We start from the raw sequence: 369 nt of genomic DNA, 5'->3' as shown, positions 1-369 counted from the left end.
TTCATACCGTCCGCTGATGTCGGCGCGGCAACAGCCTGCGCCAGAGCGCAAAAAACAGACGGGCGCGGTCTTCGTGTGCCTTCAGGAAGATTAGGCGGATTTCGGGGGTTGTGGTGCTTTCCAGCATGGCGTGCCTCATATGATTCAGAAAATCTGTCTGCGACACCTAATATGAGTTGCGCGGATAAAAGGCACAAACGAGGCTTTTCAATCCTTCAGACAAGTATTTCTTAACTGGCATGGCCGATCGCCTGCCCCCTCTCACCGCATTGCGCGCCTTTGATGCCGCCGCGAGGCACATGTCATTTGCGCGCGCGGCCGAAGAGTTGAATGTCACGCCGGCTGCGCTGTCCTTTCAGATAAAGTCGT

At 55.6% G+C, this 369-nt stretch carries 1 protein-coding gene; it reads left to right on the top strand.

The genetic code is table 11. The features are described 5' to 3' along the window. Positions 1–239: 239 nt before the first annotated feature. Positions 240–369, top strand: a 130-nt coding sequence (locus AB9K34_RS00050) for a LysR family transcriptional regulator (RefSeq protein ID WP_369952462.1), incomplete at its 3' end; no start/stop codon positions are given.

Origin of the sequence: Sedimentitalea sp. XS_ASV28, assembly GCF_041224545.1 — a bacterium.
GTDB lineage: Bacteria > Pseudomonadota > Alphaproteobacteria > Rhodobacterales > Rhodobacteraceae > Sedimentitalea.
Note: the sequence above shows the minus strand (reverse complement) of the source record. Positions and strands in the feature narration are given on the sequence as shown.